General features: G+C 72.3%; 21 protein-coding genes. 12 read left to right on the forward strand and 9 right to left on the reverse strand.

Annotated elements, in window-relative coordinates:
• Window positions 1–50: 50 nt before the first annotated feature.
• Window positions 51–614: a hypothetical protein gene (locus tag HNR21_RS07885; protein ID WP_182704655.1), complete on the forward strand. Its 564-nt coding sequence runs from the start codon at window positions 51–53 to the stop codon at window positions 612–614.
• 35 nt (window positions 615–649) lie between these two features.
• On the opposite strand, the gene HNR21_RS07890 is transcribed toward HNR21_RS07885, so the two are convergent.
• Window positions 650–1,075, reverse strand: coding sequence for an ATP-binding protein (locus tag HNR21_RS07890; RefSeq protein ID WP_182704656.1), 426 nt, complete (start codon window positions 1,073–1,075; stop codon window positions 650–652).
• Here HNR21_RS07890 and HNR21_RS07895 point away from each other — a divergent pair.
• Together HNR21_RS07895 and HNR21_RS07900 are read left to right on the forward strand one after the other, a co-directional pair.
• Window positions 1,074–1,991 carry a helix-turn-helix domain-containing protein gene (locus tag HNR21_RS07895; RefSeq protein ID WP_182704657.1) on the forward strand — a complete coding sequence of 306 codons (918 nt, stop codon included), beginning with the start codon at window positions 1,074–1,076 and terminating at the stop codon, window positions 1,989–1,991. The genes HNR21_RS07890 and HNR21_RS07895 overlap by 2 nt on opposite strands.
• Window positions 1,988–2,185 (forward strand): DUF397 domain-containing protein, encoded by a 198-nt coding sequence (locus HNR21_RS07900; RefSeq protein ID WP_182704658.1) that lies wholly within the window; start codon window positions 1,988–1,990, stop codon window positions 2,183–2,185. The genes HNR21_RS07895 and HNR21_RS07900 overlap by 4 nt, the downstream gene beginning before the upstream one ends.
• 157 nt (window positions 2,186–2,342) lie before the next feature.
• On the opposite strand, the gene thiL is transcribed toward HNR21_RS07900, so the two are convergent.
• Together thiL and HNR21_RS07910 are read right to left on the reverse strand one after the other, a co-directional pair.
• Entirely contained in the window at window positions 2,343–3,407 is a 1,065-nt protein-coding gene (thiL, locus tag HNR21_RS07905; RefSeq protein ID WP_182704659.1) for a thiamine-phosphate kinase, read from the reverse strand.
• Between the two features lie 33 nt (window positions 3,408–3,440).
• Complete coding sequence (locus HNR21_RS07910) at window positions 3,441–4,124, reverse strand: HIT family protein (protein WP_182704660.1); 684 nt, start codon at window positions 4,122–4,124, stop codon at window positions 3,441–3,443.
• Between the two features lie 151 nt (window positions 4,125–4,275).
• Here HNR21_RS07910 and HNR21_RS07915 point away from each other — a divergent pair, with 151 nt between their 5' ends.
• A complete protein-coding gene (locus HNR21_RS07915) occupies window positions 4,276–5,037 on the forward strand; it encodes a hypothetical protein (protein ID WP_182704661.1) in 762 nt (253 codons plus the stop codon).
• Window positions 5,030–5,689, forward strand: a complete 660-nt coding sequence (locus HNR21_RS07920) for a class I SAM-dependent methyltransferase (RefSeq protein WP_182704662.1) — start codon at window positions 5,030–5,032, stop codon at window positions 5,687–5,689. Before HNR21_RS07915 ends, HNR21_RS07920 begins: the two co-directional genes overlap by 8 nt.
• A 6-nt stretch (window positions 5,690–5,695) precedes the next feature.
• Here the strand turns inward: HNR21_RS07920 and HNR21_RS07925 are convergent, their stop codons facing one another.
• A complete protein-coding gene (locus HNR21_RS07925; protein WP_312881550.1) occupies window positions 5,696–6,169 on the reverse strand; it encodes an HIT family protein in 474 nt (157 codons plus the stop codon).
• Window positions 6,170–6,368: 199 nt separating this feature from the next.
• Between HNR21_RS07925 and HNR21_RS07930 the strand changes: the two genes are divergently transcribed.
• The 3 genes from HNR21_RS07930 (at window position 6,369) to HNR21_RS07940 (ending at window position 16,081) form a co-directional block, all read left to right on the forward strand.
• Window positions 6,369–12,902, forward strand: coding sequence for a DEAD/DEAH box helicase (locus tag HNR21_RS07930; protein ID WP_182704664.1), 6,534 nt, complete (start codon window positions 6,369–6,371; stop codon window positions 12,900–12,902).
• Window positions 12,902–15,091: a UvrD-helicase domain-containing protein gene (locus HNR21_RS07935; RefSeq protein WP_182704665.1), complete on the forward strand. Its 2,190-nt coding sequence runs from the start codon at window positions 12,902–12,904 to the stop codon at window positions 15,089–15,091. The genes HNR21_RS07930 and HNR21_RS07935 overlap by 1 nt, the downstream gene beginning before the upstream one ends.
• Before the next feature lie 78 nt (window positions 15,092–15,169).
• Window positions 15,170–16,081: a serine/threonine-protein kinase gene (locus HNR21_RS07940; RefSeq protein WP_182704666.1), complete on the forward strand. Its 912-nt coding sequence runs from the start codon at window positions 15,170–15,172 to the stop codon at window positions 16,079–16,081.
• Window positions 16,082–16,225: 144 nt separating this feature from the next.
• On the opposite strand, the gene HNR21_RS07945 is transcribed toward HNR21_RS07940, so the two are convergent.
• On the reverse strand, window positions 16,226–16,798 hold the full coding sequence (locus tag HNR21_RS07945; RefSeq protein ID WP_182704667.1) for a hypothetical protein: 573 nt from the start codon (window positions 16,796–16,798) through the stop codon (window positions 16,226–16,228).
• Between the two features lie 224 nt (window positions 16,799–17,022).
• On the opposite strand from HNR21_RS07945, the gene HNR21_RS07950 reads away from it, so the two are divergent.
• Complete coding sequence (locus HNR21_RS07950) at window positions 17,023–17,784, forward strand: hypothetical protein (protein WP_182704668.1); 762 nt, start codon at window positions 17,023–17,025, stop codon at window positions 17,782–17,784.
• Here HNR21_RS07950 and HNR21_RS07955 read toward each other — a convergent pair.
• The 4 genes from HNR21_RS07955 to HNR21_RS07970 form a co-directional block, all read right to left on the reverse strand.
• Window positions 17,738–18,157, reverse strand: a complete 420-nt coding sequence (locus HNR21_RS07955) for a hypothetical protein (RefSeq protein WP_182704669.1) — start codon at window positions 18,155–18,157, stop codon at window positions 17,738–17,740. The genes HNR21_RS07950 and HNR21_RS07955 overlap by 47 nt on opposite strands.
• A 180-nt stretch (window positions 18,158–18,337) precedes the next feature.
• On the reverse strand, window positions 18,338–18,802 hold the full coding sequence (locus tag HNR21_RS07960; RefSeq protein ID WP_182704670.1) for a hypothetical protein: 465 nt from the start codon (window positions 18,800–18,802) through the stop codon (window positions 18,338–18,340).
• A gap of 167 nt (window positions 18,803–18,969) precedes the next feature.
• Window positions 18,970–21,846: an ATP-binding protein gene (locus HNR21_RS07965; RefSeq protein ID WP_182704671.1), complete on the reverse strand. Its 2,877-nt coding sequence runs from the start codon at window positions 21,844–21,846 to the stop codon at window positions 18,970–18,972.
• A gap of 483 nt (window positions 21,847–22,329) precedes the next feature.
• Entirely contained in the window at window positions 22,330–23,502 is a 1,173-nt protein-coding gene (locus tag HNR21_RS07970) for a CobW family GTP-binding protein (RefSeq protein WP_182704672.1), read from the reverse strand.
• Between the two features lie 69 nt (window positions 23,503–23,571).
• On the opposite strand from HNR21_RS07970, the gene rpmG reads away from it, so the two are divergent.
• From rpmG to rpmF, 3 genes are read left to right on the forward strand one after another with little or no spacing between them, the layout of a single operon-like run.
• Entirely contained in the window at window positions 23,572–23,748 is a 177-nt protein-coding gene (gene rpmG / locus HNR21_RS07975; protein WP_182704673.1) for a 50S ribosomal protein L33, read from the forward strand.
• Window positions 23,745–24,014, forward strand: a complete 270-nt coding sequence (locus tag HNR21_RS07980; RefSeq protein ID WP_119726740.1) for a type B 50S ribosomal protein L31 — start codon at window positions 23,745–23,747, stop codon at window positions 24,012–24,014. The genes rpmG and HNR21_RS07980 overlap by 4 nt, the downstream gene beginning before the upstream one ends.
• Before the next feature lie 14 nt (window positions 24,015–24,028).
• Window positions 24,029–24,124 carry a 50S ribosomal protein L32 gene (rpmF, locus tag HNR21_RS36300; RefSeq protein WP_220500072.1) on the forward strand — a complete coding sequence of 32 codons (96 nt, stop codon included), beginning with the start codon at window positions 24,029–24,031 and terminating at the stop codon, window positions 24,122–24,124.
• Window positions 24,125–24,192 lie beyond the last annotated feature (68 nt).

Genomic DNA, 24,192 nt, shown 5'->3' on the forward strand with positions numbered 1-24,192 from the left:
TTGCCGGATTCGGCTGACTCGGCCGGTACGGGTTGCTACGGTGCGGCGGCATGGGCGTGCCGGATGTGCTGAATGTGGCGGTGGGGGCATTCTCTGCGCTGGCCGCGTCCGGGGCGTGGCGGACGGCTGCCGCGATGACGCGGATCGAGCGGGAGCGGCGGCATTCGGAGTTGGTGCCGAAGTTCCGGTGCACGGTGCAGGAGGGGCTGAACGGCGTCGATCGGCACGGGAGGCTGCTGGTCGAACTGGTGGGGCCGCCCGGCCTGGACGGGCTCGACGAGGTGACCGTCCGGATCTGCGATGAGGTGGGGCGGGAGCATCCGGGCAGTGATCACGTGTGGGGGCCGTGGCGGTTCAACACCGGCGACAGCGTTCACGTGGTGGACGAGCGGTCGTCCAGGCCGCATGAGGTGTCGCTTGTGGACGGGCGCAACTGGATGTCGTTCTCGCTGGTGCGGACCGAGCCGCCGGGGCTGACGCAGAGCCCGGAGAGCTGGCGGCGGGAGCAGGCCGGGCCGGTGCGGCTGGCGATCACCTGCCGGCGGCGGCCGTACGAGCCGTGGCATCTGCTGTACGAGGTGCCCGCCGCCGAGCGGCGCCCGGCGGTGAACTGAACGGCGAGGCGGGGGCCGGGGCGCGGGGCGTCCGGTCAGAACTTGAGGCGGGCCCAGACCCACTTGCCGCCCCTGGGGTCCCGGGTGCAGCCGCATTCGGCCGACAGGCTGATGACGAGGGCAAGGCCCCAGCCGCCGTTGTCGTCCCAGGACTCGGGGGACAGGTCGAGGGTTTCCAGAGTGACGTTCTGGAGCGGGCGGACCTGGGGGGTGCGGGGGCTGGAATCCCAGACGGCGATGCTGACGTACGGGGCGTCGCGGCCGAGGCGGAACCTGATCTGCGCTCCGGGGGTCTCGTTGACGGCATTGTTGATCAATTCTGAGGACACCAGAAAGGCGTCGTCCAGAATGTGCGATGCGCCCCATTTGTTCAGCCGGGGTTCCAGCAGGGTGCGGGCCAGGCCGGCGGCGGCGGGGGAGGCGAGCAGGTCGATCGCCAGGTGGTCGGGGGTGAGACTCATGGGAGACTCCCTTATGTTTTTGCATTTCCACAGTGATCCTGACTCGCTGGATCTAGCCTGTGATGTATACGTGAAAAGCGGAAACATCGGAGGCGCGATGATGCGAGTCAGGGACCCTCTGGACCCCAAGACATCCCTCTGGCACTTTCTGGCCTACGCCCTGCGGTTCGAACGGGAGAAGCACGGGCTTTCGCTGGCCCAGTGCGGAAAGATCATCAATGCCGCCCGCTCCACTGTTTGCAACATCGAGGCCGGGCGGCTCAAGCTGCACGAGGACCAGGCCAGGGCGCTCGACCAGAAGTACGGCACCCCGCGCCTCTTCGAACTGCTGCTCTACTTCGCGCGTACCGCACACGACCCGGACTGGTTCCGTCAGTACACCGAGTTCGAGGCGCAGGCCAGGGTCATCCGGATGTACCAGGGGCAGGTCATCCCTGTTCCGTTCCAGACGGAGGAGTACGCCAGGGCGCTCCTGTCCACAGCTCGGGACAACAGGAACCTGGAGCGGGCCTTGGCCATGCGCACGGCTCGGCAGGCCGCTCTCTTCGGCCGCAAGGAGCCACCGGTGCTGGTGGTTCTGCTCGACCAGGACGTGCTGGACCGTCCGGTCGGCGGGCCGAAGGTGATGAGGGCCCAGCTCCAACAGCTCTTGGAGCTGTCCGAGGGGTCGAACGTGATGGTCCGAGTCATTCCCCGGTCCACTGGAGAGCACTTCGGTCTCAACGGCCCGTTTCAGGTGATGAGCCTGGACAACAGGGATGTCGCCTACATCGGAGCGTTCCGGGGCGGGCGCCTGGTCCAGGACCCGGCAGAGGTCAGGGAGATGGCCGTAGATTTTGAGTTGATCGGTGCAAAGGCGTCATCCGAGGACATGTCCCGGATCCTGATCGAACAGCTCATGGAGGAGTACTCATGACGATCCGTTGGCGCAAGAGTTCCCGCAGCGGCAGCGCGAATGACGAGGCGTGTGTTGAGCTGGCCGGATTCCCTGATGGTGTGGGGATCCGGGACTCCAAGGACCCGGAGGGCGGGCGGCTGACCGTGCGGCGGGCGGCGTTCGGGATGCTGGCCCGGCAGATCAAGGAAGGCGCGCTGGACCGCCCCCGCTGAGCGGGACGACACGGCCCGGCCTCCGGGTGGTCGTACGCCGTCGCCTCCATGGTGGCGGCAGCGGCAACGCGGGGGCCGGGCGGCGCACCGGGAACGGGCCGGGCCACCGGATGCCGGGCCCGCACCCGGTCTCTGGTGGTGCGGACCGGCGGCGGGCTCAGGTGGCGTGCCGCCAGGCGGCGCCCGGAAGCTCCCGCGTGGTGCCGTCGCCGGTGCGCAGCAGCAGGTCGGGGGCCTCGGTGGCGACTCCTATGTCGTGGAAGTCCAGCCCGGCCTCATCGAAGGACTCGCGCAGCGCCGGGACGTGCTCGGCGGGAACGGTGAAGACGAGCTGGAAGTCCACCGAGTCGCCGAGCAGCAGCGGGATGAGATCGATGTCGGCGAGCTTGGCGACCTGCGCCACCGCGTCCACCACCGGCAGTGCCTCCTCCTCGACCACGAAGCCCACGCCGCTGCGGGACGCGATGGTCTCGATGCCCGCCTTGAGCCCGTCGGAGGAGTCCTGGCAGCTCGTCACCACCCCGCCGGTGCTCAGCAGGCGGCCTTCGGCGACCCGTGCCCGGGGGCGCTTCCAGGCGTTCAGCAGGATCTGTTCGTCGGTCTCGTCCATCCGGGTGCCGGCGGTGTCCAACCTGCCGAAATAACGCTGGGCGGCGGCGGCGATCCCGGTCGGCCCGGTGATGCACAGCCGATCACCGGGGCGGGCGCCGTCACGCCGTAGTGACCGTCCGGCCTCCACCACCCCCACCGCCGACGCCGACAGGATCAGGCGCTCGGCGGTGCCGATGTCGCCGCCGACGTTGGGGGCGCCGACCTGATCGCAGGCGTCGTTGATGCCCCGCAGGACCTGGGCGAAGTCCTCGTCGGGCATCGCCTTCGGATACCGGATGACCGACAGCAGGGCGATCGGCTGGGCGCCCATCGCGGCCACGTCGCTGAAGTTGGCCATGGCCAGGTAGTAGCCGACGTCGTAGTCGTCGAGGTAGCCGAGCTCGTAGAGGCCGAACTTGGCGCCCCGCACGTAGTCGGATCCCAGCACCAGCTCCTGGGAGCCGTCCAGGCGGAACACGGCGCAGTCGTCCTGTGCGTCGGCGCCGGCCAGCAGCTGTGCGGTCGCCCCGTCGGAGAGGCGGTAGGACGCGCCGGACTGGCCGGCGAACATGGGCGTGACGATGGCGGCCAGCCGGGTCGGTTCGTCGGAGACCGGTCCGTTCGTGGACATCTCGGGTTCGCCTCTCTGCGGGGGAACGGTGGCTCAACGCCGGGCGATGCGCCATCCGGCGGTTTTGGCCAGGGTCACTTCCAGCAGCTCTTTACGGATCACCACGGCGTAATCCCATTCCGGATCAGGGATGCCGAGCAGTTCTCCGGCGATGGAACGCAGGTACTGGCGGCGCATCCGGTGCGCCACACCATACACCCGGTGCCGGTGCCTGTCAGCGCAGAGGAAATACGGCAGCCGCCGTTCCCCGAGAGCGCGCAGATCGATCATGCCGGACAGTTCGGTGGCGGCCAGACCGTCCCTGGTCATGGCCCGGTGCACATCGTCCAGCCGCAGCGGGAGCAGGTGAATATGCGCATGTGTTATGCATGCCGATCCGTCCATCACCGGTGACGAGCCGTGTTCCATCATGAGCGGTTCGCCGAACGTCCCGAGATACTGCTCGATGATCAGGTCGAGGACGTCCGTGACCCGCCGGCCATGATCGGCGATCACCTCGCCGAAACTGAGGTAATGATCGTCGGAGACCACCAGCAGGTGTCCCACCGTGAGCGGCGACATGTCCGCCAGCAGGGAGAGTCCGTCACCACGGCAGATGATCCTGCTCGGCGGGCTCCCCCGGTAGGTGCGGCTGAAGTCGGTGTCGGTCGCGCCGGCCAGTTCCTGGCAGAAGTCCGCGCCGACGCAAAAGGCGCCCGCCGGTCCGGACATGGGCATCGGCCAATCTTCGTTAGGGATGACATTTCGGCGGCTTGTGGCTGACCGTAACGTCATGATTCGGTGGCTCTATGCTGTCCTCGGGAGTGATGTCGGCTACATTGAAACACGCCCTCCGCCTGCCCGTAAGACCCGGATTGGAGTGCAGGCGATGCGTTCGAACGTGGCGCGCGGCATCGACCGGAGTGTGATCCTGCTGGCCACCGTCGTACTGGCGAGCAAACAGTACGAATTCCCCTCCGAGTCGCTGTGGAGCTCTTCCGGAAACGGAACGGCGGCGCTGGTCATCGGTCTGATCGTCGTGGCGGGGGTGTTCGGCGCGCTGTCGCCGCTGGAGACCTACGCGCAGCGGGCGACGCTGGGCCGGCGGGTGGCGATGCGGCGGCAGATTCTGACCGCCTTCGGCCAGCTCGTCTCGCTCGCGGCGGCGGCCGGCGTGCCCATCAGCGACCCGGCGCTGCACGTGTGGCGCAGGAAGCGCACCCTGCAGCACCCGGTGCGGGGCGAGCTCATCCGGGTCGCCACCTACCGGCTCGGCTCGGCCCCGGCCACCCGGAGCATCCGGCCGACCCCGGGCGTGGGGGTCGTCGGGCTGTGCTGGCGGCGGAACCAGGAGGTGGGCGAGAACGTCGAGCGGCTGGCCGCCCGGCTGCCGGACGAGCAGAGCTACGAGGCCTACCGGCAGGCGAACGGCCCGGACGCCGTCATGGGCTTCTCCTGGGCCGATTTCACCCGTTATCGACATCGCGGCGCGGTGTTCGCCAGCCCGATCCGCAATACCCGCGGCGGCTTCATCGGATGCGTCAGTTTCGATGCCGAGCGCGGCTACGATGACCTCGACTGTCACCGGATGTGGCACGAGCTCAACATGCTCTGCACGATCATCGGCCAGGACGGGTTCGACAATGTATGAGACGCGCCGGCGCGCCGACCCCGCACGCGATATGCCGGACGTCACCACCGTGACATGCGGCACCTATGACGCCATGGCGGAGGAATACGCCGACGCCACCGAGGACTACGCGAAATTCCCGGGGCTGCGGGACGAGGTGGTGGCGTTCGAGAAGGCGCTGCCCCCCGGACTGCCGGTGCTCGATCTGGGCTGCGGCGGCGGCCGGGACAGCCGCATGCTGGCCGATCTCGGCCGGCGGGTCGTCGCCGGGGACTACGCCCCCTCGATGCTGCGCTGCGCGCGCTCGCGTTCGGCCGGCCGGGACGGCAGGCTGGGCTTCGTCCGGCTGAACATCCTCGACCTGCCGTTCGCCGACGACCGGTTCGCCGGCACCTGGGCCTCCGGCAGCCTGCTGCACCTGCCGTCGGCGAAGATCCCGGTGGCCCTGGAGGAGATCCGGCGGACGCTGGCGCCCGGCGGGATGGCCGCCATCAGCATGCGTGCGGGAACCGGCGAGGACTGGCGGGAGGGCGGCACCCTGGCGGGGCGCCGCTGGTTCACGCTGGTCACTCCGGACGGCTTCGCCGACCGGATGGCACAGGCGGGCTTTCGGCGGGTGCGCGTCCACGACGCCGGACGGCGGGACTGGTTCGTGGCGCTGGGCCGCAAGTGAGGCCGGCTACCGCCAGCTGTCGGGATCCCAGTTCGGTGTGGCCTGGCGGATGCCGCCGCGCGGATCGTCGACGTCGCCGAAGTAACGCGGGATCAGGTGGACGTGCAGGTGGTCGATGCTGCGTCCGGCGGCACGGCCCTCGTTCACGCCGATCGTGTAGCCGTGCGGCGGGTCGTACTCCTCGACCAGGATCTTCCGCGCCTGCAGCAGCAGCGCGTAGAAGTCGGTGAGTTCCTGGTCGGTCAGATCGAAGAAGGACTCGATGTGCCTTTTGGGCACCAGCTCCACATGACCCGGAGCCGAGGGATAGTTGTCGTGCCTGACGAAGAACGTCGTATTCTCGCACATGATCCGGTTGAATCTCGGATCATCTCTCCGGCAGAGAATGCAGTCGTCTCCCGGTGGCGCATCGGCACGGGGCATGAGGACGGTTCTCCTTAGGACGTGGGCGAGCCGTGTCCGTAGTCTGCCCGAAACCATCGGGCGAGTCGCGTGGATCGTCGCACATTTTGGGGCACCACGATGAACGGTAATTGATCGGGGGCCGCCGCCTGCCGTGGCGCCGCATCGGCGCACAGCACCGGCATGATCGCCGTGGCCGATGGCGGCCACGGTGTGCCGCGTTCCTGATGACTCCTTGACGGGATCTATAGGATGCCGGGACGGAGGGGGGCGGTAGGTGAGGCCGACTCTTGCCGCCGAGGAGATCCGGCGGAACCTGACGCAGTACCTGACCACCACGTTCGCGCTGGCCGACGACCAGGTGCGCGACGGGCTGGAGAGATTCCTCAACGACCCCGAGCAGGGCATCTTCCGGGGGCCGTACCTGCGGATCCGCACCCCGTTCCGCACCGAGGACGGCGACTGGCGGCGATGGCTGGAGTGGGCGCCGGAGGGGTTCCGGCCTTACCGGCACCAGGCCCGCGCGTTCCGGCGGCTCGGCACCCTGCACGGCCCGGCAGAGCCGACGCTGATCACGACCGGCACCGGGTCGGGCAAGACCGAGTCCTTCCTGTTGCCCGTCCTCGACCACTGCCGGCGCGAACGGCGGCGCGGAAAGACCGGCGTCAAGGCCGTTCTGCTCTATCCGATGAACGCGCTCGCCACCGACCAGGCCCAGAGGATCGACGGCCTCCTCGGCCTCGACGGGATGGGGGAGGTGACCGCCGGGCTCTACATCGGCGACACCCCCGACACCGAGCACCCGCGGGTGATGACGCGGCGAACCGAGATCCGCCGGGCCCGGCCCGACATCCTCATCACCAACTACAAGATGCTCGACCTGCTGCTCCAGCGGGCCGACGACCTCCCGCTGTGGGAGGGCGCCGACCTGGCGTACGTGGTGGTGGACGAGTTCCACACCTACGACGGGGCGCAGGGCACTGACGTGGCGATGCTGCTGCGGCGGCTCGCGGCGGCCACCGGGCACGCCGAGCCCGGCCGTCCCCTCGGGCGGATCTGCCCCGTCGCCACCAGCGCGACCCTCGGCGCGGGCGGGGACGGCGAGCAGATCCGGGCGGTCGCCGAGACCGTGTTCGGAACGCCCTTCCCCGCCGACTCGGTGATCGGCGAGGAACGCCAGACCGTCGAGGAGTTCATCGAGGCCATCGACTACACCCTGCCGCTGCCGGACCCGCAGGAACTGGCCGCGGTCCCCGACCCGCACGACGACCCGGCCGCCATGGGCCGCATCATGGCGGCGGTCACCGGACGCGACGACCTGACCCCCGCGGAACTCGGCAGGCTGCTGCGGCGGCACATCCTCACCGTCGCCGTCCTGGAGGTCCTCGACGGCCGCCCCCACACCTACGAGGAGATCCTCGAACTGCTGCCCCGCAGGGGCGCCTACAACTGGGGCACCGCGATCCGGCTGTCGCCCCGGCAGGCCGCCACCGCGCTGGCCCGGTTCGTGGCACTGCTGTCGATCGCCCGCCACCCTCTCGACCCGGCCGGCAGAGCCCCGCTCGTGCACGTCGAGACCCACCTGTGGGTGCGGTCGGTGTCGCGGCTGCTGCGGGCGGTCGGCCCCAGGCCGTCGTTCGGCTGGTTCGGGGAGCCTCCGCCCGCGGACGCCGACACCACCACCGCCGGGGCGGCGGGCCGGACCATGCTGCCCGCCGTCTACTGCCGGCACTGCGGACGCTCCGGCTGGGCCGCGATCTCCCCGATGCGGACCCCCGAGGAACTGGTCACCGACCCCGACCGCATCTACCGGTACGGGATCACCGACCGGCGGTTCGTCCGCCCGATGATCACCGCGACGCCCGACGAGGTCGCCGACCGGATCGCCGGGCGGCCCGGCCCCGACGTGCTCGTCCTGGAGGCGAACGGGGCGCGGCTGCGCCCGCTGGACCCCGAACGGGACGGCGGACCGGACACCCGCGACGTGTTCGTCCTCACCGACATCAGACACGACGCCGAGGGCCACCGCGCCGCCGAGAAGGAACGCTGCCCCGCCTGCGGGATGGACGAAGGCACCCGCTTCCTGGGCTCCGGCCTGGCCGCGCTCGCCTCCGTCGCGATCACCGAGCTGTTCACCGGCGGACAACTCGAACCCGAGCGGCGCAAGACCCTGGTCTTCAACGACTCGGTACAGGACGCCGCGCATCGAGCCGGGTTCGTCGCCAACCGGTCCTACGGATTCTCGCTGCGGCTGCTGCTGGCCTCCGCGCTCGACGACGACCGGCCCGTGCCGCTCAACGAGCTGATCTCCGAAGCGGTCAAGACCGCCGGCGACCCCCGGTACCTGCCCGCGGTGGTCCCGCCGGACCTGCACGACCGCCAGGACGTGGACGCACTGCTGGCCGGGGAGTCTGAGGGCTCGGCCCGCACCTGGGACCTGATCGGGGAGCGGCTGGCGTTCGGGGCGGTCCTGGAGTTCGGGCTGCGCTCCCGGCAGGGCCGCACCTTGGAGCTCACCCGCACCGCCGCCGCCGAGGTGATCCTCGACGAGCCCGAGCGCATCGCCCTGATCGCCCGCGACCTGCACCAGGCCACCGCCGCCCGGCTCGGGCCGCTGCCCGACGAGGGCGCCTACGTCACGTACGTGCGGGGCCTGCTGGAACGCCTGCGCATGCGCGGCGGCATCAAGCACCGCTGGCTGGACCCCTGGATCACCGCCGCCGGGACCCGGCGGTACACGACCATCTGGGGCAGGCGGCCCGACGGCATGCCCGCGTTTCCCGACGGCCTGCCCGCGCCGCGGTTCCTGCTCGGCGGTCGCAAGGAACGCAGCGAGTTCGACTCCCTCGCCGGGCGCGGCAACTGGTACCAGGACTGGACCGCCCGCTGCCTGGGCCTCGACGCCGGCGACGCCACCCGCTACCTCGGCCGGCTGCTGGACGTGCTCGTGGATGAGGGCGTTCTGGCCCGCCGCACCGCCGGGGACGGCACCACCAGGGTGTACGGGCTGCTGCCCGGTCATGTTCAGGTATGGCGGCTGGGTGACGAGCAGGTGCCGGAAGCAGGGGTGCACTGCACCGTCTGCAACTGGAAGCAGACCGTCCACCCCGCCCGGATGCGGGAATGGCTGCACGCGCCGTGCCCCCGCTACCGCTGCACCGGGCGGCTGGAGGTCAACGCCGACGACCGGTTCACCGGCGACTACTACCGGAGCCTGTACCGCGGCGCCGAGCCGTTCCGCGTGATCACCGCCGAGCACACCGGGGCGCTGACCCGGCCGCAGCGGGAGAAGGTCGAGCGCGAGTTCCGTGACGGCATCCGCTACAGCGACCCGAACGTGCTGGCCTGCACGCCGACGCTGGAACTGGGCATCGACATCGGCGACCTGTCCGCCGTCATCCTGGCCTCGCTGCCGCACGGCCCGGCCAACTACGTGCAGCGGGCCGGACGCGCCGGGCGGGCCACCGGCAACGCCCTGCTGCTGACGTTCGTCGGCCGCCGCGCCCGCGACCGCTACTACCTCGCCGAACCCCGCGAGATGATCGCCGGGGAGATCGTGCCGCCCGGCTGCCACCTGTCGGCGGTGGAGATCCTGCAGCGCCAGTACGTCGCGCACCTGGTGGACCTGGCGGCGCGCGACGCGATCCCTGGTGTCCTGCCGCTGCCCCGCCTGACCTCCGCGCTGTTCGGGGAGTCGGGCTGGTTGCGGACGTTCACCGAGGCGGCCGTCGCCCGGGGTGCGGAACTGGCCGAGCGCTTCCTGGCGCTGTTCGGACCGGTCTCCGGCGACGCCGAACGCGGCGTGACCGCCGAGGCCGCCGACCGGCTCCGGCACTTCGCCACCGCCGGGCTGCGCACGGCTGCCGACCGCGCTGAGCGCCGGTGGACCGAACGGCTCGACGACCTGCGCGCCCGGATCGGCGTCATCCGGACCGCGATCGACGCGCTGGTCGAGTCCGACCCGCAGCAGCGCGCCCGCCGCCGCGAACTGACCGCCGAACTGCGCGCCGTGCAGCGGCGGATCGGCGAGATCGGCCGCCGCGACGCGCACGGCACCCTGGTGGAGCTGTCCCTGCTGCCCAACTACTCGCTGATCGACACGCCCACTGCCCTGGAAGCCACCCTCACCTGGGAGGACCGCGCCGACGACGGCGAGGACCGGCGCTACCACAGCGAACTGCGCGAGTACGAGCGCTCGGCCCGTCTGGCCCTCACCGAACTGGCGCCCGGCAACAGCTTCTATATCCGCGGCTATCGGCACACCATCAGCGGCCTGGACATCGGCACCCCGCAGCGGCCCGCCTACGAGCAGTGGCGCATCTGCCAGGAATGCGGCCACGTCCGTACCACCGCGGCGCTCGAGGACCACAGCCCCTGCCCGCGCTGCCGCAACCACATGATCGGAGACCGCGGCGCCCTGCACACGGTGCTGGTGCCCACCAAGGTCACCGCGCACGACCGGCGCGACGACGCCCGCATCCGCGACGACCACGACGAACGGCAGCGCCGCCACTACCAGGTGGCCGTGGCGGTGGACGTTCCGGCCGAGCACATCGCACCGGGGTCGTGGCGGCACGCCGGGCGGACCTTCGGGGTGGACTTCACCCGCCGCGCCCTGATCCGGCATTTCAACCTCGGCCCGCTGACCATGGAGCGGCCTGCCGACCGGGAGTTCGCCGGGGAGACCGTGCGGATCTCCCCGTTCGCGGTGTGCACCGGCTGCGGCGGGGCCACCGCCGACGGGCCGCCCGGCGACCAGCAGCGCCGCCTGACAGGCACGTCCTCCTACGACGGCTCCCACAGCCACCACCGGCCGTGGTGCCCGCAGCGGCGCGGGGGGGAGGTCGAGCACGTCGAGCTGATCCTGGCCCACGAACTGGAGACCGAGGCGCTGCGGATCCTGGTGCCGGTCGCCACCACCCGCATCCCCGAACGCCTCACCTCGCTGAAGACCGCGCTGATGGCCGGCGTGGCGCGCAAGTACGGCGGCGACCCGGCGCACCTGGACGTCGTCACCGCCACCATGCCCGACCACCTGCACCACAGCGGGCACCGCCGGCGGTTCCTGGTGTTGTACGACACGCTGCCCGGCGGAACCGGCTACCTGCACCGCATGTCCACCGAGGCCGGCTTCCGGGAGGTGCTGGAGCACGCCCTGGCGGTGGTCGAGAACTGCCCGTGCGCCGAGGAGCAGGACCGGCCCGCCTGCCACCGCTGCCTGCTCGCGCACGCCTCCGACGAGGAGTTCGCCCACGCCGACCGTGGCCTGGCCGTCGAGATGCTGCGCGAACTCCTCGACGGCTGGCGCACCGCGCCGATCGCCAGCACCGACGACATCTCCCTGTGGGATCAGGTGGAGAGCGAACTGGAGGCCCGCTTCCTGGCCGGGCTGGCCCGCTGGGCCGCCGAACCCGGGGCCGGGCGGGCACTCGGGCCCGGCGGGCTGGTCGACGACCGCCGCACCGCCGACCTGCGGATCACCGGGCCCGACGGGTCGGTGGTGCACTGGCAGGTCATCCTGCAGAAGCCGGTGCAGGGCACCCGGCCGGACGTGCGGTTCCGGCGGCTGGACGCCGCCCCGCTGGAGATCGCGGTCTACCTGGACGGCTACGAGTACCATGCCGCGCCCTCGACCAACCGGCTCGCCGGCGATGCCGCCAAACGGGACCGGCTTCGCGCGCACGGGATCGTGGTCTTCCAGCTCACCTGGGACGACATCCGGGAGTGGGAGACCGGTATGGCGCCCGAGCAGCCCGTCTGGGAGCCGTACCTGGGCAATGGGCAGCAGCAGGCCCGGGACATCTACCGGCAGTACGGCGGCGACCCCGCCGAGCTGGCCGGGCTGATCTGGACCAGCCCGGTGCGGACCTTGCTGGCGTTCCTGAGCGACCCGGACGCGCAGCGGTGGCGGCGCCGGACCGAGGCGGCCGTCGCCGGGCTGGTCGCACCCGGTGCCGAGCAACTGCGCTGCGGGGCCGACGGCCTCGGCGAACGGATGACGGCCGCGCTGCGCGGCGAGCCGCTGCCGGGACCGACGGCCGGCGACCTGATCCTGGTGCGGACGACCGACCGGTCCGGGTGCCCGCTGGTCGTCCTGGCCGACCTGCGGACCCAGGCGTGGAGCGGCTTCGCCGTCATCGACGACCGCACCTCGGTCATCGAGGCCGAGGCCGAGGCGCACAAGCGCCGGTGGAAGGCCTGGCTGTACTGGGGGAACCTGCTGCAGTTCCTCACTCACGGGGACGGCGACGGTGGGCAGCTCGCCCACACCGCGCTGGACGCGTTCGACCCCTCGGCGCTGGCCGTCATCGGCGGCGCCGGGCTGCTCAGCTCGCTGGGCATGCAGCGGCTTGACCCGGAGGAACTCGGTGAGGAACCGGTCCTCGACGCGCCCTCCGAGCCCGCCGAGTCTTCCGAGGCCGATGAGGAGGAACCGCCGGACGCGGCGCTCACCGTCGTGGACGCACCCGAGCCCCCGCCCGGACCGGCTCCGGCGGGCGATGCCGCCGATCCTGGATGGGCCGAGGCGCTCGACCTGCTCGACCCCGACGAACCCGGCCTGGCCGCCCTGGCGTGGGAGCTGATGGAACGCGGCGTCCCCGTTCCCGAGGTGGGCCACGAGCTGGGCGAGCAGGGGTGGCAGGCGGAGATGGCCTGGCCGGACGCCAAGGTCGCCGTGGTGCTGTCCGGCAACGACCAGGAGGCCACCGACCGGTACCGCGCCTACGCCCAGGCCGGCTGGGAGATCCGGGCGGCGCGGCTGTGGCGGCCCGACGAACTGGCCGAACGGATCATGACGGGGAGTGCGTGATGCAGGGCGAGGCGACGCTGCGGCTGCTCTACCAGGCCGACAAGGAGATCCAGAAGCTCCCCAGGATCGTCAAGGGCGCCATCTACGAGTTCCAGCACAAGTTCCGCAAGAATCCCGACGCGCCCGGGCTGCAGCTCAAGCGGCTCCAGGGCGACTCGCGGCTGTTCTCGGCCCGCGTCACCTCCGACTACCGGGCACTGCTGCTGCACGTCGGCGACCGGGACTACGTGCTCGTCGCCGTCCGGCACCGCAGGGACGTCTACGACAACCTCGAGCGCTACCGGTACCAGATCAACGAGGTCACCGGCGCGATCGAGTTCGTGGACCTGGTGACGGCCGAGCAGAGCCTGGCCTCGCCCCCGCCGCCGCCCCCCGAGCCGATCCGGGCCCCCGCCGCCCCCGAGCCGTTGTTCGCCGCGTTCACCGACGGGCAACTGCTCGACCTCGGCGTGGCCGCGCCGCTGCTGCCGCTGATCCGGAAGATCACTACCGAGGAGGAACTGCTCGGGCTGTGCGAGTACGCGCCCGCGCACACCACCGAGGTGCTGCTGGCGCTGTACGAGGGTTGTTCCTACGAGGAGGTGCTGGAGGAGATCACCCGGCCGGTCAGCCCGGACGAGGAGATCGACACCGAGGACTACACCGCCGCGTTGGCCCGGCCCGCCACCCGCGTCACCACCGAGGACACCGACCTGCAGCAGGTCATCGAGGGCGAGTTCGCCAAATGGAAGGTGTTCCTGCACCCCACCCAGCGCAGGCTCGTCGAACGCTCCTACAACGGCCCCGCCCGGGTCAGCGGCGGTCCCGGCACCGGCAAGACCATCGTGGCGCTGCACCGCGTCAAGCACCTGGTGGACCGGCTGCCGCCCGGTGACGACAAGCCCGTCCTGCTCACCACCTTCAACGTCAACCTCGCCGCCGACCTGCGCAAGCGGCTGCTGGACCTGGGCGGTCCAGAGACGGTCGCCCGGGTCGACATCGTCAACATCGACAAGCTCGCCACCAAGATCGTCACCGAGTCGGAGCCGGGCGGGCGGCGGCGCTGGATCGACGACGCCAAGGCGCTCGACGAATGGCGGGCCATGCTCACCGAACTCGGCGAGACCCGCTGGGACGCCGAGTTCCTGCACGCCGAATGGACCCACATCATCCTCGGCCACGCCATCAACTCGCGCACCGACTACTTCCGCGTCCGCCGCGCCGGCCGGGGCCGCACCATCGGCCGCGCCCAGCGGGCGGAGATCTGGCGGCTGGTGGAGAAGTTCGTCCTGCGGCTCGACGAGAAGAACCTGTGGACCTACCGCCAGGTCGCCGAACGCGCCGCCCGCTTGGAGATCGCCCGCCTCGCCAAGATCAGGGCGTACCAGGAGTCCGCGGGCAACATCCACATGGCCGACACCTCCGCCGCCCTCATGCGCCACCGTTACCGCCACGCCGTCGTCGACGAGGCGCAGGACCTGTCGGCCGCCCACTGGAAGATGCTGCGCGCCATGGTCCCCGAAGGTCCCGACGACCTGTTCATCGTCGGCGACACCCACCAGCGGATCTACGACAACGTGGTGTCGCTGGGCAGCCTCGGCATCAACATCCGCGGCCGTTCGGCCCGGCTCACCCTCAGCTACCGCACCACCCACGAGATCCTCGGCCACGCCCTCGGACTGCTCGGCGAGGAGTCCTGGGACGACCTCGACGACGGCACCGACGACCTGAACGGCTACCGCTCCCTGCTGCGCGGCCCGCGCCCCGTCTTCCGCGGCTTCGGCACCTGGGAGGAGGAACTCGACCACATTGCCGAGCACGTCGCCGCCCTGATCGACGGTCCCGCCCCCTCCATCGCCGTCTGCGTCCCCGAACGTCACATGGTCCCGGCCGTGGAGGGCCGTCTCGCCCGCGCCGGCATCCCCGCCGCCGCCATCGGTTCGGACGGCCCCAGGCTCGACGACGTCGTCCACGTCGGCACCATGCACCGCTTCAAGGGCCTGGAATACCAGCACATGATCATCGCCGGGGTCGATGCGGACCACATCCCTCCGGCCTACGTACGCCAGTACGAGCACACCGACCCGGCCCGCCACCGCCGTGAACTCCAGCGGGCCCGCTCCCTGATCTTCGTGGCCGCCACCCGGGCCCGCGACACCCTCCTGATCACCTGGACCGGCGCCCCCAGCCCGTTCCTGCCGGCCCGCTGACCGCCCGCCCGTCGGGATTTCGGCGTCCAGGCCGGACACGGGACACTGGAGCGTCTCGGTGGTGTGGGGAGGGCACGGGTGAAGATCGCGGACCGGTATGTGCAGCGGACCCCGCTCGGCATCGGCGGCATGGGGGAGATCTGGGAGGGCGCCGACACCCGGCTCAACCGGACCGTCGCGATCAAGCTGATCCGCCAGGTGCCGGGCGCCGATGTGCAGGCGGGGCGGCGCCGCTTCTACCGGGAGGCCCGGATCCTGGCGCGGCTGCGGCATCCCGGCATACCCGCCCTGTACGACTTCGGCCCGCACGGCGACGACCTGTTCATCGTCATGGAACTGGTCGAGGGCGCCATGGGGCTGCGCGATCTCATCGCCGAGCGCGGTGATGACCTGCTGCCCGTGCCCTGGGCGGCGGTGATCGGCGCGCAACTGTGCGCTGCGCTGGCGGCCGCCCACCAAGCGGGGCTGATCCATCGGGACCTCACTCCGGCCAACGTGGTGCTCGCGCCCAACGGGACCGTGAAGATCCTGGACTTCGGCGTCGCGACGGCCGTCGACGTGTCGGAGTTCTCCGCCATCACCCAGCCCGGCGAGGTACCGGGCTCGCTCTTCTACATGGCCCCAGAACTCGACGGTCACACCAAGGCCGACGTACGCAGCGACCTGTACGCGGTCGGCTGCCTGTTGTACGAGCTGCTCACCGGCCGCCGCGTCTTCCAGGACCCCTCCCCCTTCAAGGAAATCGGCCGCCACCAGACCGAATCCCCCGTCTCACCCGGACGCCACCGCCCCGGCATCCCCGCCCCTCTCCAGGACCTCGTAGTGACCCTGCTGGCCAAAAACCCCGCCGCCCGCCCCGTGAACGCCGCCGAGGTCTTCGCCGCCCTCCTCCCATACGCCCGCGACCTCCGCCCCCTCCCGGGTCTGACCGCGCCTCCCGACGACCCGATCCGCCTCTACGCCACCGCCGTGGCCGCCCTCCCCACCTGACGGCGATGAGGACCGGCGTTCGTCCGCGAGCGCCGCTGGTCTCCCGACCGCTGGCGTCGCTGGGCCGAGCAGACCCTCCACGCCCAGCTCTGCTCCCCTACAGGCCTCCCGGCTCGGCGCGTCCGGCGCCTGGTGATGCCGCGGTCAGCCGGTGACCGCGAGGATCACGGCTCCGACGCCCAGCGGCACGTCCAGCAGCATGCAGAACTCCGCCAGGGACCGGGGCACCACCTGGTCGCGCCGGTAGTGGACCAGATCCCACCCGGCATGGCTCACCAGCACGACGCCCACCAACGCCAGGCCGACGCGCGGAGCCGGGAACAGCGCGGCCACCGCCAGGCCGCCGAACCCGGCCAGCGCGGCGGTCTGGGCCGTGAGGGCGAGCCGGGGCACCCGGCCGAGGAGACCGCCGACGACCAGGGCGAGTGCGGCGACACCGACACCCGCCCACCACACCAGTCCCGCCAGCTCGCTGACGACCACCACCAGGCTGCCGCCGACGATCCCCGCCCACGCGACCCACGGCCTGCGCGACGCGGCGGCGCCCAGGTAGCACAGGGCGGCCACGCAGACCACGATCGCGACCGATTCACGGTTCACGCCGGTCGCCAGCGACAGGACCGCGGCCGTCAGCCCGAGCAGGCTCGGCCAGCGGCGCAGAACGGCCCGCAGGTCGAACGCGCCGGTCCGCACGGCACCGGAGGATGAGGTCTCCATGTCCACGACGATGCTGGCCGGCGGAGAGCGATGTCGATCCCGCTCCGGCACACGGTCCGAATTCTTGGCGGACCTGTCCTCCTACCCCGGCTACCGGGGAGCCGCCCCATGCGGCGATCAAGCGACACGACATCCGCTGTACGAACGCACTCTGCGGCTCCTCGTGCGCCCTCTGCGGTCCAGGGAAGGGACCCGGACGGGGGCTGCCGCTGTAGGGTGCTCGGATGATCAGTGAGGTGCGGCCCCGTCATGTCGTCTGTGTGCTCGGGAAGGGCCTGGATCTGGACGTGGTCGAGGACGTCGTCCGTGAGACCGGGTCCGGCTTCACGATGGACCGGGAGTACTCGGCCAACGAGCCCGACCCGCGGATGCCCCGGGCGTTCGAGGCGTGCATGGCCGCCGCGACGTTCACCGAGCAGGACTGGCGGGCGGTGGAGGAGCACGACACCGTCGCGTACGTGCTGTCCCCGCCGATGACGGCGGGCACCTCGGCCGCAGTGTCGCGGATGACGCTGCAGGTGACGGCCGCGCTGCTGGAGGCCGGGGCCACGGCCGCCAAGAACGAGAGCAACGGGCTGGCGCACGGCCGCGCCCAGTGGCTGGACCTGGCCCGCCGGTCTGCGGCCGAGCCCGGCGACGAGGAGCAGGCCGTCGTGCTCGCCCATGCCTGGGTCAAGCGGCCGATCCTCGACGGAGGCCACCTCTACAGCTGCGGCATGCACCTGCTGGGCCACCCCGACGTGGAGTTGGAGATCGACGACCCCGACGCGGTCGGGCCCGACCAGGTGGAGCTGATGGACGCCCTCGCGATCTACCTGATGACGGAACGGCGCGCCCAGGAGATGCGGGACGGCGAGGGCTTCCGGCTCGCCCCCGATGCCCCCCGCTGGATCCTGCGCCGCCGCGAGTGCCGGCGGTACGACGAGGACGACTTCTTCTTCAACCCGTACGGGTACTGGCGGCTGACACCCGACGAGGCGTCCTGACGACCGGGCCGAGCGCGACGCCGAACAGCAGAGCCCCCAGCGGCAGCAGGTCCAGGTCGGCCATGAGGGCCGCGAAGCCGAGGACCAGCGCCACCGGGCTCCACGCCGGGACCCGCCGGCCCACGGCGAGCAGGACCAGCAGCGCGAACAGCCCGATCTGGAACAGCAGCGGCCCGGCCTCCCAGTAGAGCGCGCCGGGGATGTCGTCGTACTGCTCGGACAGCGCGTCCATCTCGGCGCGGTCGGCCGCCCGGACGCCCACGATCAGGTCCACGACCGCCACCCGGACGAACGGGACCAGACCGGCGAGCCCCACGACGGCGGCGACATCGGCGGCCCTGGAGCCCTGCAGCCGCCGCAGCCCCAGCAGCACCGGCCCGAACGCGTGGCCGTCCGCGCACCCGCAAGGACCCGGCTCACTCCTGAGAGGGAGGCGGGGCCTCCGGGCCGCAGACCCGGAGACCCCGCAAGGCGTTCCGTGAGCGAAGCGTTCGTTCACGGGGGCGCGTGGCCCTGAGGCCGTGCGACCCCAGGGGCCACGGGGTGAAGGGGATCAGTGGAAGGTGAAGCTGACCGAGTCGATGGTCTGGGTGTCGGGGCACAGGAACCGGTTGGAGGTCTCGGTGGCGGTCAGGCCGCTGCCGGTGTAGGTGCGTCCCGTGCCCTGGCGGGTCACCGTCGCGTTCGTCACCCGGTACGTGCAGGTCCCCACGATCGGGGCGGTGGCGCTGACGTCGATCCGCGGGGACGAGGCCGTTCCGGCCGCGTCGTTGAACGTGACCGTGGGGCTGGCGGAGAGGGTGACGGTGACGCTGCCGTCGCAGGTGGGGCGGACCGTGGTGTGGTCGACGGTCAGCGTGTTCGGCGGCACGTCGCTGGTGGTCGCGTTGGTCCAGGAGCAGGTGGTGCCGCTGGCGGTGACGGAGCCGTCGACCAGGCCGGTGGCGGCGTGGGCGGGGGCGGCGGTGGCGGTCAGGGCGGCGAGGGAGATTCCGGCGAGCAGGATGGCGGATCTCATGGGGGTGTTCCTCCTCGGTGGTGCGGCGGTCCTTCGGCCGCCGTCCGGCGCGGGCCGTGGGGCGGTCCTCGCCGGGCCCTCGCGAGGATCACGGCACCGCATCGAACGTGAATCTGTCTCATGATCGGTCGGATCCCCGGCGGGCGACCCGTCCGGCCGGGACGGTTTTATTCGCCCATCCGCCGCCCGCACCGGACGCACCGGCAGACGTGCGCCCCGCCCCGGCCGTCCGGTTCGAGGGCGTCGCCGAGCTGGCGCCTGCTGCTCACCCCGAGCTTGCGCATGGCGTTGGCGAGGTGGAACTTCACCGTCCGGTCCGACAGGCACAGGTCGGCGGCGATGTCGGTGTTGGTGCGGCCCGCGGCGGCCAGGTCGGCGATCTCCCGCTCCCGGGGCGACAGCCGGTTGCCGTAGCCGGGCCGGCCGCGCCGGTGGGGGACCGGCAGGCCCGCCGCCCGCATGAGCTGCTTCATCCGGTCGGCGTCCCAGGTGGCGCCGAGACCGGTGAACGTGCGCCACGCCTGCCGCAGCGGCTCGGCGTCCGGGACCTGCCCCGCCGCCGCCCGGCACCGGGCCTCGGCGGCGCACGCGTGGGCCGCCATCCGCGGGTCCGGCAGGGCCGCGTACCGGTGCCGGGCACGGCGATAGGCGTCCGCCGCCCGTTCGGCGTCGCCCGACCGCTCCCAGCGCCGGGCCTCGGCGAAGCACAGCGCGGCCAAGGCCAGCGGCGCGTCCCGCCCGGTCACGGCACCGCGATAGCGGGGCAGCACCGCGTCCACCAGCTCGAACGGGGCGAACGCCATGAGCGGGGCCGCCCACGCCCAGACCTGCTTGCGGGCCACCGCCTCCAGCACCCTCCCGGCGAGCACCCGCCCCGCGTCCCGATGCACCCCGTTCAGCGCGATCCGGTTGAACTCCGCGGCGGCCTGCGCGGCGACGGCCAGATCCCCGACCCCGCACGCCTCCTCGGCCACCGAACGCAGCCCCCGGCGCGCCTCCTCCAGCCGCCCCCGCTCCGCGGCCACCTGCGCCGCCAGCAACCGGAGGCCCAGCCGGTCGCCCTCGACGCCTCCCGCCCGGCGAATCGGCGGCCCGGCCATCGGACGCGGCGTACGAGACGCGCCCTCCCGGCGGTCCCGTTCGGTGGGAGCGGGTTCGTCGTCGGGGCGGGCCTCGCCCATCGCCCGGCGGATGCGCAGCCCGGGGTCTCCGGCGCGTTCGGCCAGTTCCAGGGCGCGTGCGTAGTGGCCCAGGTGGAGGGCGGCGTCGGCCAGGGCGAGCAGGGCGCGGGTGACGTGCCGGTCGACCTCGGGACGTTCCCCGGTGACGACAAGTGCGGCGGCGGCCGCCCAGCCCTCGGGGTCGCCGCAGGCCAGCATCAGGCGGGCGGCACCGGCCAGGACGACCGCGCGGGCCAGCGGGTCGGTGGACTCGCCGAGCGCCATCCGGGCCTGCTCCAGGTAAGCCCGCTGCGTCGGGAGGTCGAGATCCGGCAGCCGGTTCGGCGTGGCGAGGGCGGTCAGGGCCATGGCGTGCAGGCCGGGGCGGCGGGTCAGGTACGGCAGGGCGGCGCGCAGGTCGGCCACGGCGTCGCCCGTCTCGCGTTCCGGCCCGGCGGACTCCAGCAACGCCCAGGCGCGGAGCAGGGACAGCTCGGCCCGCTGGGCGGGCGTGGCGCGGTCGCGGGCCTCGGCCAGCAGCGCGAGGGTCTCCGGGTCCGCGCCGCCGCCGTTCAGCGCCGCCCAGCCCAGCTTGATCGCCAGCTCGACGCGGCGGTGCCGGGTGGCCGCACCCGCCCGGAGAACGGCGAGCAGGTGGGCGTGGGCGGCGTCGAAGGCTCCCGCACGGGCGGAGATCCGGGCGGCGACCTCGGCGCTCGCCGCCCATCCCCGGGCGTCGCCCGCCCGCCGGTGGTGCTCCACCGCCCGGACCAGCAGGGCCTCGCGGCCGGTACGGGTCAGCTCGCGGGCGGCCAGCGCGTGCAGCCGACGCCGCCGGGGACCGGGCATCGCGTGGTAGACGGCGAGCCGGGCCAGTTCGTGGCGGAACGCGACGACGCCGCCCGGGGCGTGCTCCCGCAGCAGCCCGCGGCGGGCCGCCTCCCCGAGCGCGGTGTCGGCCAGCCCGGGATCCATCCCGGCGGTCCCGGCGACCAGTTCGGGTTCGGCGGACTCGGCCAGCACGGCGGCGGACTCCAGCACGGCGATCACGTCCGTTCCCAGGCGGTGCGCCCGCGCCACGATCTCCTCGCCGACCGCCGGCGGGACCACCGCGGCCGGGTCCGCGCCGTCCGCGAGGACCCAGCGGCCGTCCACCGGCCGGAGCAGGCCGCGTTCGCGCAGCAGCCGCAGGTCCTCGCAGAGCACCCGCGGCACCCCGCCGTGGCGGCGGTACAGCAGGTCGGCGAGCCGCCGGGGCACCGTCGTGTCCGCGCCGAGGCATTCCTCGGCCAGCCGGCGGGCGCCCTCGGGGGACAGCGGCGACAGCCGTACGCGCGCGGTCCCCGGAACGCTCCCGGCGGAGTCGCAGGTGACCACCACCGCCAACTCGGCGGGCCGCCGGGCGTCGATCATCCGCAGCAGCTCGACGGTGTCCTCGTCGGCCCACTGCAGATCCTCCAGCACCAGGATCGCCGGGCCCAGCCCGCCCAGCAGCTCCGCCATCGCCCGTACCAGCCGGTGGCGGAGCATCCCCGGATCGCCCAGCGGGGGCGGAGGCGGCGGCAGGAACGCGGCCAGGTCCGGCAGCACCGGCCGCAGCACCCCGGTCAGCGGGCCGAGCGGTCGCACCGGCGGCCGGTCCACTCCGGCCAGTGCCTCGATCACCGGTCCCAGCGGGCAGCCCGTCAGGGTGGGACCGGCCCGCCCGAACAGCCGGACCCGCCCGGCGAGCCGCGGATCGGCCAGCGCCTCGCGCACCAGCCGCGACTTCCCGGCGCCCGGCTCGCCCTCGACGGCCACCACGGCCGGCGGCCGGGCGAGCGCCGCGACCAGCGCCGCCAGGTCCCCGTCGCGTTCCACCAGCGCCGGATCCCCAGCCCGCATGACCGGAACCTCCTGCCACGGAACCGTCCCGGGAACGACGTACCGCACCGAGGTGTCGTCACATCCCGTAATGACCTGTCACGGCCGGCCACTCGCCTGGGATGGTCACACGACCGGGTCGGAACGTCCAGAAGGAAACGGACATGCTGTGAGCAAATGACATCTCCGCCGCTCCCGGCCAAGCCATATTTGACGAAGCCGCTGTCGCGGGATGACAAATTTCGTCTTCCACCGGAACGCCGCAGCGTCACGCATGCCGATTCCGGCGACACCCCGCGCTTCACCAGGACGTACGGGCTCGGCGGCGGCGCCGCCCGCCGATAATCCGTGTGCTTTCTCGGACGTCGATGAGGAATCGAACGTTCCATCGTCCCGCCACGTGAACGAAACGCCTATGCCCGAAGAAGGTCCGGCCGTCACCGGCCATTCAGGAGAGGCTGCCTGCGCACCCGTTCTCCTTGCGGGGCGGGAGGCGCCGGGTGGTCAGCGCGGTGGTGTCGGGTCTGCGTGGGGTGCGTCCGGGAGGTCGAGGAACGGTACGAACGGGTCGTCGCCGTCGGCCGGTTCGCCGGGGGCGAGCAGGCAGGCGTCGAGCAGGGCGTGGATGCGGGCCCGGTCCAGGCCGGGACCGGTGAAGACCAGGTGCTGGACCCGGTCGCCGTGGCCGGGGGACCAGTCGAGAGCGGCAGCGATCCGGCGGGCGGGCGGCAGCAGGTCCCAGGCGGCCATGGGGAGGGAGGCCAGCCAGGGGCCGGCGTCCTCGACGGTGACGATCCCGGCGACCGCGTCCCAGGCGATCATCCGGTCGGGACGGTTGGCCAGCCAGAACCGGCCGCGGCTGCGCACCGTCTCGGCCGCCAGGGCGTCCGCGGCGTCGAAGAACCGGGCCGGGTGCAGCGGGCGGGCGCGGCGCCACACCACGGTGTCGACGGCGTCGGTGCTCAGCTCGCAGGGCAGCCGGGCGGTGGCCGGATCGACCCGCGCGGCCAGTTCCCGGGTGCACAGGGCGGGGCCGGTGACGTTCGGGAGCGGGTCGCGGGGGGAGTGGACGGGGGTCGTCGGGGCGAGGTGGCCGAGGATCTCCCGGCACAGATCGAGGGCGTCCTCGTCGGCCTGGGGCAGCGGGGCGGGCAGCACCTCGGGCAGCACCAGCGCGGTGGCGTACTCGATCTGCCGGGCCAGCACCTCGGCGAGGTGACGCTTGTCTCCGGCGGCTCCCGGCCTGCCCGCCTCGGCCAGCGTCTCGCCCCGGCAGATGTCGGTGGGGGTCAGCTCGGCGTCCAGCGCGGTCAGCACGGCGGTCGGCCGCAGGTCGCCGTGCAGGTCGGGGCGGTCGAGGATCTCGGCCACGGAACGGGGCTCCACCGAGTCCCACAGCTCGACCACCAGGAGCCGTGCCCGCGGGGCGTTCCGGAGCAGCACCGGGACGAGGTCCTCGCGGACGGTGCAGGTGGTGCAGCCGTGTTCGAGGCGGACCTCGGCGCGTTCCAGCACCCCGCCGGCGTCCCGGACGACCCGGGTGACCAGCCCCTCGGTGATCCGGCGCAGCTCGTGGTGCACGGCCAGGGAGCCGGGGTGCTCGCGCAGCAGCCGGTCGGCCACGGCGGTGCGGGCGGGCCCGTGCAGCCCGGCCACCAGCACGACGGGAACAGACATGGGGCCTCCCGTGTTTGCGAGAATGAAAACGGTTATCGCTATCATGCCATGTGTCGAAGGGAGACCCGCATGGCACGCGCCAACGGCCCCCGGACGGTGGTCGGGCTGCGGTCCACCGCCGGGACCGGCCACACCTACGTGACCCGCAAGAACCGCCGCAACGACCCCGACCGGCTGACCCTGCGCAAGTACGACCCGATCGTCCGCCGTCACGTGCTCTACCGAGAGGAACGCCGATCCCCATGAAGAAGGGCATCCACCCCGACTACCGCCCGGTGGTCTTCCGCGACCCGAGCGCCGGCTTCGCCTTCCTGACCCGTTCCACCGTCACCGGCGACAAGACCGTCGAGTGGGAGGACGGCCACGTCTACCCGGTGGTCGACGTCGACGTGTCCGCGGCGAGCCACCCCTTCTACACCGGCCGCGCCCACACCCTGGACACCACCGGCCGCGTGGAACGCTTCAACCAGCGCTACGGAACCCGCCTCCCCAGCGACTCCAAGCCGAGCTGACAAGGACCCCGCACATGGCCGTTCCCAAACGCAAGAAGTCCCGCTCCAACACCCGCCACCGCCGCTCCCAGTGGAAGGCCCAACCCCCCGACCTGATCCCATCACCGTGAACGGCCGCGAGATCCACGTCCCCCGCCGCCTGGCCCGAGCCTACGAAAAGGGCCTCCTCCAACCCTGA

Origin of the sequence: Thermomonospora cellulosilytica, from assembly GCF_014138835.1 — a bacterium.
In the GTDB taxonomy this organism is placed as follows: domain Bacteria; phylum Actinomycetota; class Actinomycetes; order Streptosporangiales; family Streptosporangiaceae; genus Thermomonospora; species Thermomonospora amylolytica.

Coding starts and splice junctions, on each gene's coding strand:
- HNR21_RS07890 (WP_182704656.1), bottom strand. CDS start 1,075: ATGAGTCTCACCCCCGACCACCTGGCGATCGACCTGCTCGCCTCCCCC.
- thiL (WP_182704659.1), bottom strand. CDS start 3,407: ATGTCCACGAACGGACCGGTCTCCGACGAACCGACCCGGCTGGCCGCC.
- HNR21_RS07915 (WP_182704661.1), top strand. CDS start 4,276: ATGCGTTCGAACGTGGCGCGCGGCATCGACCGGAGTGTGATCCTGCTG.
- HNR21_RS07945 (WP_182704667.1), bottom strand. CDS start 16,798: ATGGAGACCTCATCCTCCGGTGCCGTGCGGACCGGCGCGTTCGACCTG.
- HNR21_RS07900 (WP_182704658.1), top strand. CDS start 1,988: ATGACGATCCGTTGGCGCAAGAGTTCCCGCAGCGGCAGCGCGAATGAC.
- rpmF (WP_220500072.1), top strand. CDS start 24,029: ATGGCCGTTCCCAAACGCAAGAAGTCCCGCTCCAACACCCGCCACCGC.
- HNR21_RS07950 (WP_182704668.1), top strand. CDS start 17,023: ATGATCAGTGAGGTGCGGCCCCGTCATGTCGTCTGTGTGCTCGGGAAG.
- HNR21_RS07910 (WP_182704660.1), bottom strand. CDS start 4,124: ATGCCCATGTCCGGACCGGCGGGCGCCTTTTGCGTCGGCGCGGACTTC.
- HNR21_RS07980 (WP_119726740.1), top strand. CDS start 23,745: ATGAAGAAGGGCATCCACCCCGACTACCGCCCGGTGGTCTTCCGCGAC.
- HNR21_RS07960 (WP_182704670.1), bottom strand. CDS start 18,802: ATGAGATCCGCCATCCTGCTCGCCGGAATCTCCCTCGCCGCCCTGACC.
- HNR21_RS07920 (WP_182704662.1), top strand. CDS start 5,030: ATGTATGAGACGCGCCGGCGCGCCGACCCCGCACGCGATATGCCGGAC.
- HNR21_RS07925 (WP_312881550.1), bottom strand. CDS start 6,169: ATGGTTTCGGGCAGACTACGGACACGGCTCGCCCACGTCCTAAGGAGA.
- HNR21_RS07970 (WP_182704672.1), bottom strand. CDS start 23,502: ATGTCTGTTCCCGTCGTGCTGGTGGCCGGGCTGCACGGGCCCGCCCGC.
- HNR21_RS07935 (WP_182704665.1), top strand. CDS start 12,902: ATGCAGGGCGAGGCGACGCTGCGGCTGCTCTACCAGGCCGACAAGGAG.
- HNR21_RS07895 (WP_182704657.1), top strand. CDS start 1,074: ATGGGAGACTCCCTTATGTTTTTGCATTTCCACAGTGATCCTGACTCG.
- HNR21_RS07885 (WP_182704655.1), top strand. CDS start 51: ATGGGCGTGCCGGATGTGCTGAATGTGGCGGTGGGGGCATTCTCTGCG.
- rpmG (WP_182704673.1), top strand. CDS start 23,572: ATGGCACGCGCCAACGGCCCCCGGACGGTGGTCGGGCTGCGGTCCACC.
- HNR21_RS07965 (WP_182704671.1), bottom strand. CDS start 21,846: ATGCGGGCTGGGGATCCGGCGCTGGTGGAACGCGACGGGGACCTGGCG.